This is a genomic window from Bradyrhizobium sp. PUT101 (assembly GCF_052043945.1).
Classification (GTDB): Bacteria; Pseudomonadota; Alphaproteobacteria; order Rhizobiales; family Xanthobacteraceae; genus Bradyrhizobium.
In genome coordinates, this window is sequence record NZ_CP197207.1 from 5,954,936 (window position 1) to 5,967,507 (window position 12,572).

Annotated in this window: 13 protein-coding genes; 4 read left to right on the top strand and 9 right to left on the bottom strand. The window is 62.8% G+C overall.

Annotated features, from left to right (window positions below; all coding sequences use genetic code 11):
* Position 1: 1 nt before the first annotated feature.
* The 5 genes from ACSHT2_RS28530 to xoxF5 all read right to left on the bottom strand — a co-directional run bounded on the left by ACSHT2_RS28530 (position 2) and on the right by xoxF5 (position 5,245).
* Positions 2-454 (bottom strand): (2Fe-2S)-binding protein, encoded by a 453-nt coding sequence (locus tag ACSHT2_RS28530; protein ID WP_319335443.1) that lies wholly within the window; start codon positions 452-454, stop codon positions 2-4.
* Positions 455-1,071: 617 nt separating this feature from the next.
* Complete coding sequence (gene gfa, locus ACSHT2_RS28535) at positions 1,072-1,635, bottom strand: S-(hydroxymethyl)glutathione synthase (protein WP_028177984.1); 564 nt, start codon at positions 1,633-1,635, stop codon at positions 1,072-1,074.
* A gap of 32 nt (positions 1,636-1,667) precedes the next feature.
* The gene (locus ACSHT2_RS28540; RefSeq protein ID WP_319335445.1) at positions 1,668-2,777 is read right to left on the bottom strand and encodes an S-(hydroxymethyl)glutathione dehydrogenase/class III alcohol dehydrogenase; all 1,110 of its coding nucleotides are present in this window, start codon (positions 2,775-2,777) and stop codon (positions 1,668-1,670) included.
* A 61-nt stretch (positions 2,778-2,838) separates the two neighbouring features.
* Positions 2,839-3,330 carry a c-type cytochrome, methanol metabolism-related gene (locus ACSHT2_RS28545; protein ID WP_440642950.1) on the bottom strand — a complete coding sequence of 164 codons (492 nt, stop codon included), beginning with the start codon at positions 3,328-3,330 and terminating at the stop codon, positions 2,839-2,841.
* Positions 3,331-3,439: 109 nt separating this feature from the next.
* On the bottom strand, positions 3,440-5,245 hold the full coding sequence (gene xoxF5 / locus ACSHT2_RS28550; protein WP_440642951.1) for a lanthanide-dependent methanol dehydrogenase XoxF5: 1,806 nt from the start codon (positions 5,243-5,245) through the stop codon (positions 3,440-3,442).
* Between the two features lie 515 nt (positions 5,246-5,760).
* Here xoxF5 and ACSHT2_RS28555 point away from each other — a divergent pair.
* A complete protein-coding gene (locus ACSHT2_RS28555) occupies positions 5,761-6,729 on the top strand; it encodes a helix-turn-helix domain-containing protein (RefSeq protein WP_319335448.1) in 969 nt (322 codons plus the stop codon).
* 60 nt (positions 6,730-6,789) lie between these two features.
* On the opposite strand, the gene ACSHT2_RS28560 is transcribed toward ACSHT2_RS28555, so the two are convergent.
* From ACSHT2_RS28560 to ACSHT2_RS28575, 4 genes are all read right to left on the bottom strand, one after another.
* The gene (locus ACSHT2_RS28560) at positions 6,790-7,779 is read right to left on the bottom strand and encodes a Bug family tripartite tricarboxylate transporter substrate binding protein (protein ID WP_440638069.1); all 990 of its coding nucleotides are present in this window, start codon (positions 7,777-7,779) and stop codon (positions 6,790-6,792) included.
* A 272-nt stretch (positions 7,780-8,051) separates the two neighbouring features.
* Positions 8,052-8,981, bottom strand: coding sequence for an ABC transporter substrate-binding protein (locus ACSHT2_RS28565; protein WP_440638070.1), 930 nt, complete (start codon positions 8,979-8,981; stop codon positions 8,052-8,054).
* Positions 8,978-9,334 carry a c-type cytochrome gene (locus ACSHT2_RS28570; RefSeq protein ID WP_440638072.1) on the bottom strand — a complete coding sequence of 119 codons (357 nt, stop codon included), beginning with the start codon at positions 9,332-9,334 and terminating at the stop codon, positions 8,978-8,980. Before ACSHT2_RS28570 ends, ACSHT2_RS28565 begins: the two co-directional genes overlap by 4 nt.
* Positions 9,335-9,344: 10 nt before the next feature.
* Entirely contained in the window at positions 9,345-11,009 is a 1,665-nt protein-coding gene (locus ACSHT2_RS28575; RefSeq protein ID WP_440638073.1) for a methanol/ethanol family PQQ-dependent dehydrogenase, read from the bottom strand.
* A 341-nt stretch (positions 11,010-11,350) separates the two neighbouring features.
* Here ACSHT2_RS28575 and ACSHT2_RS28580 point away from each other — a divergent pair, with 341 nt between their 5' ends.
* The 3 genes from ACSHT2_RS28580 to pqqA all read left to right on the top strand — a co-directional run bounded on the left by ACSHT2_RS28580 (position 11,351) and on the right by pqqA (position 12,518).
* Positions 11,351-11,743, top strand: coding sequence for a calcium-binding protein (locus ACSHT2_RS28580; protein ID WP_440638074.1), 393 nt, complete (start codon positions 11,351-11,353; stop codon positions 11,741-11,743).
* A 145-nt stretch (positions 11,744-11,888) separates the two neighbouring features.
* Positions 11,889-12,218, top strand: coding sequence for a hypothetical protein (locus ACSHT2_RS28585; RefSeq protein WP_440638075.1), 330 nt, complete (start codon positions 11,889-11,891; stop codon positions 12,216-12,218).
* A 219-nt stretch (positions 12,219-12,437) separates the two neighbouring features.
* Positions 12,438-12,518 (top strand): pyrroloquinoline quinone precursor peptide PqqA, encoded by an 81-nt coding sequence (gene pqqA / locus ACSHT2_RS28590; RefSeq protein WP_012029362.1) that lies wholly within the window; start codon positions 12,438-12,440, stop codon positions 12,516-12,518.
* The last annotated feature ends 54 nt before the right edge of the window (positions 12,519-12,572 follow it).

Sequence of the window (12,572 nt, forward strand, 5' to 3'; positions counted from 1 at the left end):
GTCACACTCCCGTCGATGCGAGATGGACGGCGTTCTCGATGCGCTGATAGCACCCGCAGCGGCAGATGTTGCCGGACATCGCCTCGCGGATCTGGTCGTGCGAGGGCTTTGGGTTCTCCATCAGGAGGGCTGCGGCCTGCATGATCTGGCCGGCCTGGCAGAAGCCGCATTGGGGCACGTTGACCTGGCGCCAGGCCTTCTGCACCGGGTGATCGCCGTTGGGATGCAATCCCTCGATCGTGGTGACCTCGCGTCCGGCGACGTCGTTCACCGACGTGATGCAGGCCCGCACGGCCTCCTTGTCGACGATGACGGTGCAGGAGCCGCACAGGGCCTGGCCGCAGCCGTATTTGGTGCCGGTCAGCCCGGCCTCGTCACGCAGGAACCAGAGTAGCGGGAGATCCGGGTCGCCGTCCCAGCTCTGTTCCTGGCCGTTGATCTTCACCTTGATCATGATCGTCCCTCGCTCTTCATAAGCATGCCAAATTCAAAGTTCGCCGACGCCGGTGGGCGACGGTTCACGCGTCGTCTCGCCGCATTCCGCCGTCGTCCCGCGCGGGCAAATCCCGGAGGGGGCAGGAACGCCAATGGCGATGTCTGGATGTCCTCGATACCTCCCGTCTTGTTCTTAGTTAATTGTATTTCGCGTGGCATCGTGACGGTGCGATCGTAACAGAGATCGCTCCGGCCCGGCGTTCACAGCCGAGTGTTCTCACCGGGAAAAGATTGCATCGATGGTTTGTCAAAAGCAGGGCGCGGTCATCGCGCAGCGCGCTTGCGCAACGGGCCCAACCAAAAAAGCTTCGTCCGCCAGGAAGACTGCGCGGACGAAGCAGGATGCCTCAGTCGAGGGAGGGAGAAACGCAAGCACCGCGAACTTCAATCGAAGCGGGCGGCCCTGCGCAGTCATTCAGAGACCAGGACTGAGGAACTGATGGCTCTCACATACGTGTGGCGGCATCGCCGCGCTGGTCCCAGGACGGCGACCGGTCCGGCTCGCTGGCAGCGGCAGGCGCCAGCGAGCGGATGGGGGACCGGCGAAGGTTCGGCGGCCCCGCTCAGGCGGTCCTCTCAGGCGGCTTTGGCTTTCGCCACATGGGTCGCGATCGCGTCCATCAGTGCCGGCGACAGGCAGTCATAGGGTTCGAGCCCGATCTCCTTCAGCCGCGAACGGATCCCCGCCATCTGCTCGGGCTTCACGCCCGATTCGATCACCGAGGAGACGAAGGCGGCGAATTGCGGCGCCTGCGAGCCCTGTTCCTGGAACAGTTCGGGATGGATGAAGTCGAGGCCGTAGAACGGGTGGTTCTTGTTCTCGATGCGGCCGTACATGTGCGTGCCGCAGGCCTTGCAGGCGTGGCGCTGGATCACCGCCGAGGGGTCGACGATCTGGAGCTTGTCGCCGTTCTCGAGCACGGTGACGTTTTGGCGCGGTACCACGGCGACGACGGAGAAGGTCGCGCCCTGCGGTTTCCAGCACTTGGTGCAGCCGCAGGCGTGGTTGTGGGCGACGTCGCCCTTGATACCGACCTTGACCGGATGGTCCGTGCATTTGCAGACCAGCGTGCCGCCTGCGAAGTTGCCGCTGCCTTGTTTGATGCCGTTGTCGATCGAGGGATGGAGTGCAACAGTCATGGGTCGATCCTCCTTGGTGTGATGTCTGCGAGCTAGAACACGACGACTGAACGGATGGATTTGCCCTCGTGCATGAGATCGAAGCCCTTGTTGATCTCTTCGAGCTTGAGCACGTGGGTGATCATCGGATCGATCTGGATTTTTCCGTTCATGTACCAGTCGACGATCTTCGGCACGTCGGTGCGGCCGCGCGCGCCGCCGAAGGCGGTGCCGCGCCAGTTGCGTCCCGTGACGAGCTGGAACGGGCGGGTGGAAATCTCCTTGCCGGCTTCGGCGACGCCGATGATGATCGAGGTACCCCAGCCGCGATGGCAGGCTTCCAGCGCCTGCCGCATCACCGTGGTATTGCCTGTGCAGTCGAAGGTGTAGTCGGCGCCGCCATCGGTGAGGCCGACGAGATGCTGGACGATGTCGCCGGTGATCTTCTTCGGGTTGACGAAATGGGTCATGCCGAACCGCTTGCCCCACTCCTCCTTGGAGTCGTTGACGTCGACGCCGATGATCTTGTCGGCGCCGGCCATCTTGGCGCCCTGGATCACGTTGAGGCCGATGCCACCGAGGCCGAACACGACCACGTTGGCGCCGGGCTCGACCTTGGCGGTGTTGACCACGGCGCCGACGCCGGTGGTGACGCCACAGCCGATGTAGCAGCTCTTGTCGAACGGCGCGTCCTCGCGGATCTTGGCAACCGCGATCTCGGGCAGCACGGTGAAGTTCGAGAAGGTCGAGCAGCCCATGTAGTGGTAGATCGGCTTGCCCTTGTAGGAGAAACGGCTGGTGCCGTCAGGCATCACGCCCTTGCCCTGTGTCGCACGGATCGCGGTGCAGAGATTGGTCTTCTGGCTAAGACAGCTTTTGCACTGTCGGCATTCCGGCGTGTAAAGCGGGATGACGTGATCGCCCGGCTTCACCGAGCTCACGCCCGGGCCGATCTCGCGGATGATGCCCGCTCCTTCGTGTCCCAGGATCGACGGAAAAATTCCCTCGCTGTCGAAGCCGTCGAGCGTGTAGGCGTCGGTATGGCATATGCCCGTGGCCTTGATCTCGACCAGGACCTCGCCGGCCTTTGGGCCTTCCAGATCGACTTCGACGATTTCGAGCGGCTTCTTAGCCTCGAAGGCGACGGCGGCACGTGTTTTCATAGTCAGACTCCTCAGATTCTCGTAGGGCGCCAAGAGGTGGTCTCGGCAGTCCTCGTAACGTTCATTTGTTGCCCATGCAGGCGTCTTCCGCCTTGGTGTAAGCCTCTGTTTTCGCCTCCTTCTTGGAGGGACGCTGCCGGCCCCACGCTTCGGTGGAACGGGCGCGCAGATAGACGTACAGATCGTCCATGTAGCAGGCGACGTTCGGATTGTCGCCGAAAGCCGGCATGACGTTTTCCTGGGCGGTCGAGATGTTCTTGCGACCGGAGGCGACCACGCCGAGGAAGTCGCCATAGCTCATGGACTTGACCGAATCCTTGAGCGCCGGCGCGTAGGTGGAGCCCATGCCGTCGGGGCCATGGCAGACGTGGCAGTCGGAATGATAGCGGCGGTATCCGGAATAGGTGAACCAGTCCACGGTGCCGTCGGCCGAAATCTTGTAGGTCGGGTTTCCTTCCTTATCGAGCCACTTTCCGTCGTCTTCCTTTTTCACCGCGGTCGGGTCGCCCGGACCGTCCGCGACCGCAATGCCTCCGGACGCAACCAAGATCATCGCAGCAATGACAGAGCAGATTTTACGCAAGAGATTTTTCCTCGAGGATCCCGGGGGAGACGAGCCGGCGCGTGGAGGTGATCCACGCGCCGGAGCGATGCTGATGGGCCTAGTTCGGCAGCGAGAACACGGTCAGCGTACCGCCGAGGGCCGTATAGTTGCTGAGGGCCGCGTAGCCGCCGACTGCGCCGAGGCCTGCGGTCGGATCGGTCAGACCTGCCGCCAGACCGATACCGGCCCAGCCACCGACGCCGGAGAGCACGGCAACGTACTGCTTGCCATTGTTCTCATAGGTGGTGACGTTGCCGATGATGCCGGAGGGAGTCTTGAATTTGTAGAGCTCCTTGCCGGACTTGGCGTCGACCGCCTTCAGGTAGCCTTCGAGCGTGCCGTAGAACACCACGCCGCCTGCCGTTGCGAGCGCACCCGACCAGACCGAGAACTGCTCCTTGTTCGACCAGACGATCTTGCCGGTCTTGTTGTCCCAGGCGATGAAGTTGCCCATGTGGCTTTCACCCGGAGGCGGGTACATCGAGAGCGTCGCGCCCACATAGGGCTGGCCCGCGGTGTAGCTCACCTTGAACGGCTCGTAGTCCATACAGACATGGTTGGTCGGAACGTAGAACAGCTGCGTGTCCGGCGAGTAGGCTGCCGGCTGCTCGTCCTTGGTGCCGAGCGCGGCCGGGCAGATGCCCTTCACGTTGACGTCCTCGCCCGCTTTGTCCGTTGAAGCTGCGTCGAGCACCTTCGGACGGCCATAGGTCGGAGAGTTCTTGTTCATGTCGACGCCGGAGGTCCAGTTCACCTTCGGATCGTATTTCTCGGCGACCAGCAGTTCACCGTTCTCGCGGTCCATTGTGTAGGCGAGGCCGTTGCGGTCGAAGTGCGTCAGCAGCTTGCGGGGCTGGCCGTTGATCTGCTGATCCGTGAGGATCATCTCGTTGACACCGTCATAGTCCCACTCGTCGTGCGGCGTCATCTGATAGACCCACTTCGCCATGCCGGTGTCGGCATCGCGCGCGAAGATCGTCATCGACCATTTGTTGTCGCCGGGACGCTGCTTCGGATTCCAGGTCGAGGGGTTGCCTGAGCCGTAATAGACCATGTTCAGAGCGGGATCGTAGGAGATCCAGCCCCAGGTGCAGCCGCCGCCGATCTTCCACTGGTCGCCCTGCCAGGTCTTCAGCGAGGAGTCGGGGCCGACCGGCTTGCCGAGCGACGTCGTCTTGACGGGATCGAGCTTGATCTGATCGTCCGGACCTTCGGAATAGGCGCGCCAGACCTGCTTGCCGCTCTTGAGGTCGTAAGCGGTGACGTGGCACAGCACGCCAAATTCGCCGCCCGAAATGCCGACGAGGACCTTGTCCTTCACGACCAGCGCGGCCGATGTACCGGTCTCGCCCTTCGCCGGGTTGCCGTTGGTCGCCGACCAGGCCACCTTGCCGGTCTTGGCGTCGAGCGCGACGAGGTTGGTATCGGCCTGATGCAGGATGATCTTGCCGTCGCCATAGGACAGGCCGCGGTTGACCGTGTCGCAGCACATCACCGGAATGACGTTCGGATCCTGCTTCGGCTCGTACTTCCAGACGATCTTGTTCTCGTTGGAAAGGTCAATAGCGTAGACCTTGTTCGGGAACGGCGTGTGGACGTACATCATGTTGCCGATGATCAGCGGGCCGCCTTCATGGCCGCGCAGCACGCCGGTCGAGAACGTCCAGGCGACCTGGAGCTTGCCGACGTTCTGAGCATTGATCTGGTTCAGCTTGGAATAGCGGGTGTTGGCATAGTCACCTGCCGGCATCACCCAGTCCTTCGGGTTCTGCGACATCTTGATCAGCTCGTCATTGGCTGAAGCGCTGCCGGCGGCGAGAGCCGCCGCGGAGCCGAGATAGGTCGCCAGTAGCACCTTGCGCATAGTCATTCCTCCGTTGGTCTCGTTTATTGTTTCCGAAGCATTGTTCAATCGCCGGGCTCCTCGTCCGGCGTTCTGCTCGTGCAGGGCGGTCACGATTGGGACCAGAAACGATGCTGTGCTGTTTCCTCCTCCTGATGAGAGCCACGGGTCCACGTGCAGGAGCGGCCCGTTCTTGTTGTTCCTGCCGCAATCCCTAACGACTTCGCCATTGGGAAACTTGCCCAAGAGAGAAGCCGGTTTGCTCGACAGCGCACGGGGGCAAAGATTTTGATTTTGCAGTAGCGAATTCAGTTGTTTCCGCGCCGCGTCGGGCCGCGCTCAACGCTCAGGTTCCCCTTGACGGCGCTGCAACTAAGGCGGAGGATTAAGGGTTCAAGGGTGGCAATGGAACGGTGGCGCTTGTTCCACAAGATCGCTCAAATTCGAGGTAAACGTCTCGCAATCACGGCTGAGGGCTCCGGCAGCGCTGGTCGCGATTCGCGTCGAATTTCCGGATCAAACCAGTGGCTGGATTAATGTCCGACACAATTCACACGCTCTCGACGACCGGAATGACGCCGAAGCGGCAGATCCAGAGCTGGATCGACGGGCTGACGAGCCTGTGTGGGCATTTCGACGTCGATCCGCTGGAGGCGTCCTCGCTGGAAGGTCGCATCGACTATACCAGCGTCTCGCGCCTGAAGCTCTGCCAGATCGAGGTGAGCCAGCATCGCATCGCGCACACGCTGGCGCGCGCCAAGGCCAACGAACACCCGTACATCAAGATCCACTTCCAGACCTACGGGGTGTCCTATTTCGAACAGGAAGGCCGCCACATCGAAATCAACCCCGGCGACATCATCGCCTATGATGTCTCCTGCCCGCATTCGATCATCAGCCCGGCCTTCACGCGTCACGACGTGGTGATCGTGCCGAAGGCACTGCTGCGCGACCGCGGATTCCCATCGCAGCGGATGCCCGCCTGCAAGCTGTCCTCGAAGACAGGCACGGGGCGGATCGCCCATGATTTCGTCCACGCGACCTTCGACGAGGCGGCAAAGCTGTCGGCGAACAGCGCGGTCGGCGTCGCCGATTCCCTGATCGACCTGTTGTTGCTGCCGCTGCGCGAAGCCGACACGATGTTCGATCGTGTCGGACCCGAAGCGATGTATGTGCGCGCGCAGTTCTTCATCCGCGAGCACTTGCGCGATCCGGATCTGTGCATCGACCAGATCTCGGCCGAGCTCGGCTGCTCCAAGCGCTACCTGCACATGCTGTTCTCGGAGCGCGGCACCACGGTGAGCGACTACATCTGGCAGGCGCGGTTGCAGAACTGCCGCCAGGAGCTCGAGGCTCACGCCGGCAAGACCATCACCGACGTCGCGTTCTCCTGGGGCTTCTCCAGCTCATCGCATTTCAGCCGGGTGTTCCGGAAATATTTCGGCGTGGTGCCGTCCTCGATCCACAAGGCGCAGCAGGGCACGGCGAGTTCGAACGAGCACTAAGTGCAGCCTTTCAGAAGGACGGATGCGAGGCCGCTCTCCTGATCGCGGTCCGGCTTCAGGTCAAGCCGGCTCGAGGCCGAGCGACTGCGCGCTCTCGATCCAGATCGGAAGCTCGCGCTGGTACAGCGCATTGGTTTCCTTGAAGCCGATTGCGGGTTCGAGCACGAAGGTCGCGAGAACCTCCTTCACTTTCGGATCGTTGTTGGCGGCGACGCAGAGCTCTGCGAGGCGATCGACCACCGGCTGTGGCGTCGCCTTCGGCACGGCCCATCCGGTGAACCCGCTGACGGTGAAGAACTTCGAGGTCGCGCCCTGTTCCGGCAGCGTCTTCACCTTCGGGATCGCGTCGACCTTCTTCGAATGCACGGCGAAGACGGTGCCGCGGTCGCTTTGCAGGACCGATTGTGCGGCCGTGTAGCTGCCCATGGCGGCATCGAGCGTACCTTCCAGCATCCCCGTCCACATCGGCGCTTCGCCGCGATAGTGGACAGGCTCGACGTTGAGGCCATACTGCTTGTTGAGCTCGTTGATCGTCATGTGCGGGGCCGAGCCCGCGCTGTAGGTGCCGAAGTTCACCTTGCCGCTCTTGCGCGCGAAGGCGACGAAATCCTCCAGCGTCTTGATCCCCGTCTTCGGGTTCGCGACCAGCAACAGGCCGGCGCCCGGAATGACGCTGACGAGCGTCAGATCCTTGTCCATGTCGTAGCCGGGATTCTTCATCACCACCCGGTTCATGATGTAGGTGGTCGAGATCGAGCACAGGATGGTGTGGCCGTCGGGCTCCGCGCGGGCGACCTCTGCCGTGCCGATCGCGCCGGAGGCGCCGGGCTTGTTCTCGATGACGACGGTCTTGCCGGTCTGCTTGGAGATGAATTCGCCATAGGCGCGCGCCAGCAGGTCAGTCTGTCCGCCGGCAGGATAGCTGCAGATCATGCGAATCTGCCGCGCAGGCCATGTGCTTTGCGCCGAGGCGCCGCGCATGACGAACGGCATTGCCAGTGCGGTGGTACCGGCGGCGATGAAGTGGCGGCGATCGAGTTTGGCGGACATGATTCTCTCCCGAATTTTTGCGGAACCTACTGCATCAGGCTGGCGCCGGCATGGTCGGCAGGCGAGACAGATTGGCGCATCGGCTCCATCTGTCATTCCGGGATGCGTGCGCAGCGTGCAGGGAGTTCGTGACCCGGACGTAGCGCAACGCGACTTCAGCGCTGCGGCGCCGGCGCGTCAGCCGCAGCGAACTGCGTGGGCGTCCTGGGGCCCCGGCTCTGCGGAGCGTCACCGCGTGCCGCACCGCGTCCGGGACATGAGAGCCCCACCAATCACCGCTGAATGATTTTCGTCCAGACGTCGCCCAGAATCGCCGGCTCCCGCGGCGGCAGATAGGTGAGGCCGGCCTGCCTGCCGAATTTGGCGATCTTGCCTTCGGCGGCAAGCTGGCCGAGCGCCTTGTTGACGGCCTGGATCAGCGCGCCATCGCTGGCGAGCCCGACATAGCCGCGATTGGCTCCGATCGGGTAGTAGTAGCCGGACGCGCTGATCGTCGTGTCGGGGTGCGCGGCGCGGTGGGCGTCGAAGCGGGCAAGATCGATCAGCGTCGCATCATGGTCGCCGCGCTGGAGCGCGCCGAGGAGATCGTCGCGACCGGGGACGAGATGGGTGATGCTGTCGATCAACCGGCCCTTGTCGAAGGTCATCAGGATGGCGTCGCCGAGCGAGCCGCTTTCGATGACGAGACGAAGGCCGGCGAGATCGCCGATGTCGCCGATCCTGCGGCCGCGGGCCTTCGGCCCGAGCACCACCGTCATCGGCGAATAGACGTAAGGCTGGCTCGGCGCGAGCACGCCCAGCGGGACGCGGCGCCGCCGGTCGTCGCGTGTGGCCCCGGCGAAATCCGGCAAGCGCGCCGTCTTCATCCCGGGAGCGACGAGCGAATCCTGCGTCAGCGCGTAGCCGCCGACGAGCGAGCAGCGCCCATCCGAAAGCAGCGCGTTGGCTTCGAGCTGCGGGCTCGAATCCTCATCCAGCCTGCTCTCGAACCACTGGATCGCCAGCGGCCGTCCGAGCCGCTCCGCCATCGCCTTGGCCAGCAGCACGTCGAAGCCGGCATCGGGTTGACCGCGGTGATGCACCGAGAGCGGCGGCCGGTCCTCGTCGAGGCAGATCTTCAGGGGATCGTCGGCCGCAAAAGCGACCGACGCCATCGTGGATAGAAAGGCCGCAACGCTCCATGCAACGCGCCGGCCCCTCATGGCTTCCTCCGGCTGGAAATGAAGGCCCAGAGGTCCCCGATCTGGTCGTCGCTGAGGATGTCGCCCCAGGGCGGCATCTTGTTGTTCTTGCCGTTCTTGACCGTCGTGACGAAGCGCGTCCTGTCGTCGGGGAAGACGCGCAGATCTGGCGTGATGGTACCGGAGTTCATCAGGTTGGGGCCATGGCAGTGTGAGCATTTCTCGGCATAGGTCGACTTGCCGTGGTCGATCTGCGCCTGCAGTGGATTGCCGGTTGCGTCATCCGCGGCGCGAACGGTCGCCGCAAGCGCGACCGTCAGCACCGCGACGGTGGCGATCGTCGCCACCGTCCTGTGTGATACTTCTCTCAGCATCGTGCCGTGGTTATTGCTTGACCGCAAAGACCCAGAGCGAGCCGCCGGGCGGCACCTTGGCAAGCCGCTCGTCGCCGGAGAACAACGAGTAGACGCCGCCGTAGCCGCTCGTCACCGCAACATACTGCACGCCATCCTGCTGCCAGGTCACCGGCTGTCCCTCGATGCCGGATCCGGTCTGGAATTGCCAGAGCTTCTTGCCGGTATCGGCGTCGAAGGCCTCGAACTCACCGGTCAGTGCGCCCGAGAACACGACGCCGCCTGCGGTCGACAGCACGCCCGAGAAGCGCGGAATGTCGCTCGGCGCTTCCCATTTCGACTTGCCTGTCATTGGGTCGATGGCCTTGAGGTAACCGCGCGGTCCGTCCCCGAACTCCCACGGATCGGTCAGGTCCATGCCGAGATACCATTCACCCTGCTTGAAGGTGACGGGCTCCGCCTTGTACTTGCCGCCGAAATTGAGCGTGTTGGCATAGGCGAGGCCGGTCTGCGGATTGAACGACATCGGCTCCCAATTCTTGCCGCCGAGGATGGACGGATAGACCGTCACCTTCTTGCCTTCCCGCGCGTCCTTGGAAACGTCGGTCTCGATCGGACGTCCGGTCTTCATGTCGATGCCGGTCGCCCAGTTGACCTTCACGTAAGGATTGGCCGCGAGCAGCTTCCCGTTGGTGCGGTCGAGCACGTAGAAGAAGCCGTTGCGGTTGGCATTCATCAGCACCTTGGTCGGCTTACCCTCGACGTTCATGTCGGCGAGGACCATCTCTGCGACCGCGTCGTAGTCGAACGGATTGTTCGGCGAGAATTGGTAGTGCCACTTGATCTTGCCCGTCTTGGGGTCCATCGCCAGGACGGAGCAGGTATAGAGATTGTCGCCGGGCCGTACCGCCGAATTGAACGGGCCGGGATTGCCGATGCCCCAATAGACAGTCTTCAGTTCGGGATCGTATGAGCCCGTGATCCAGGTCGAGCCGCCGCCGAGCTTCCAGGTGTCGCCCTTCCAGGTGTCGCCGCCGGGCTCGTCCGGCGAAGGAATCGAGTGGGTGCGCCAGAGATGCTTGCCGGTTGCCGGGTCCCAGCCGTCGATGAAGCCGCGCGTGCCGAATTCGGCGCCTGAGACGCCTGTAATGACGACGCCCTCGGCGACCAGCGGGGCCACCGTCATGGAATAGCCTTCCTTGATGTCGGCCGCCTTCTGCCGCCATAGCTCCTTGCCGTTCTTCGCGTCGATCGCAATCACGTGGGCGTCGAGCGTCGTACGGAATAGCTTGCCTTCATGGATCGCGACGCCGCGATTGATGATGCCGCAGCAGACGATTCGGGGCGTCTCGGCGGGATATTCGATCTTGCTCTTCCAGATCTGCTTGCCGGTCTTGGCATCGACTGCCATGGTGGCATTGTGCGAGGTGACGTAGATGACGCCCTGATAGACAATGGGCTGGGATTCCTCACTACGATCGTCATTGAAGCTGTAATTCCAGATCGGGACGAGATTCTTGATCGTATCCTTGTTGATCTGGTTCAGCGTCGAGAAACGCTGCAGATGGTAGCCCATTCCGTAATTGAGAACATTCGATGTGTCGGTCGCGCCCTTGACCAGCTGCTCGGTGGTCTGTGCGCTTGCACAAGTCGACGCAAGCATGACGAGGCCTGCGGCCATCGCAAAGCGTTTCATCCGTTCCTCCCAATATGCGCGCCTTTTGACGCTGCGACTGCAACACTCCGCCCGAAAGCAAAACACGTCAATACGAAAGTCGTAAGTGCCGTGCCGATATCGGGCGGGGGCGAGTCGCTTTTACAAAAACCCGACTGCAACGGACGCCAACTTGCGCGGAGACGCTGCGAAATTCCGCGACATGAAGCGGCTCCGGACGCCGGCGGCCTTGGCAGACGTCAGGTGTTCCGCGAGTTGTGGCACGTGCAAGTTGCAATTGCGGACTTGAACCGGCGTGCGCTTGTGGATTTTATCTTGTTTCTGTCCGCCCCGACCCGGGGCTCTCTGTATGGGAGGTCTTGATGATTTCGTTTCGCCCAGTTGCGCTTGCCCTCACGATTGCATTGTTGTCCAGTCCGGCGTGGCCGGCCCCCGGAAACGCGATCAAGATGTTCGATCCTGACAATGACGGCACGCTCGATCTTGCCGAGGTGAAGAAGGCGGCGTCCGCGTTGTTCACAAAGCTCGACCCCGATCGCGACGGCACGCTCGATGCACGCGAATTGCGTGGGCGGTTGACGACGAAAGAACTCGCCGCCGCCGATCCTGACCGCGACGGCACGCTTACGATCGACGAATATCTGTCCGTGGTCGAGCAACGCTTCAATGCGGCGAATCCCGACAAGGACGGAACGCTGGATGCGAAGGAGCTGAACTCGCGCCCCGGTCGCGCCCTGCTGCGATTGTTGCGGTGAGCGCCGCAATCGGAACTGACGCGACGAGAGCGGTGTTTGCGATCATTCCGGCCTGACGTTCGGGAACATCGGGCTGCTCGGCCTGTTCTCTCCGTAATGTCCTGCCTGGCGCCGGGGCTGCGCGGCGGGCGAAGAGGAGATGCAGATGAACACAAAACGTTCCGTTCTTGCTGCCTGCGCGATCCTGACATTGAGCGCCGGCGTTGCCGTCGCCGGCCCGTGCAACACCGGTAGCGCCAGCACCGACAAGGATGCTGGCTCTGGTCCGGTCACCGTGGGCTCAGCTCAATCGCACTCGTCCAGTTCGACGAGTGATACCAGCCAGCATCCGCCGACCAGCACGATGAATCGTGCAAGCGGTGAAACGCCGGCTTCGTCCGAGGATGCGCAGCGGCAAATGCAGAGTGAGCCGACGGCGGCCCAGCGCGCCGAAGGCGCCAAGCCGAATGCCGAAATGGCCGACAAGGGCTGCTGACGGCGCCGTCGTCGATTCGACGCGCGGTGCGTTGCACAAGTTATTGTCTCGCTGGTCGTGTTTGACCACGAGGGAAGTGGCTTTGTCCGAGAGAGAAATGCAGCCGCGAAGAATCGACACAGACGCGCTCGGCAGTCGAATCGAGGCTTGAACTGCACCTGACGCAGCCCTACGTTTTGCGCCGCGCGATGTCGCGCTCAATACCTTGGGAGACCCCGAATGGCTTGGAAAGCTCCGAAGATCGTGGAAGTGCCGGTCGGCATGGAAATCAACATGTACGCCTGCGCTGCGCGCAAGTAAGACTGACGACCTGCCGCGGCTTCGATGGCGAAGGCCGTCGAAGCCGCGGCAGTG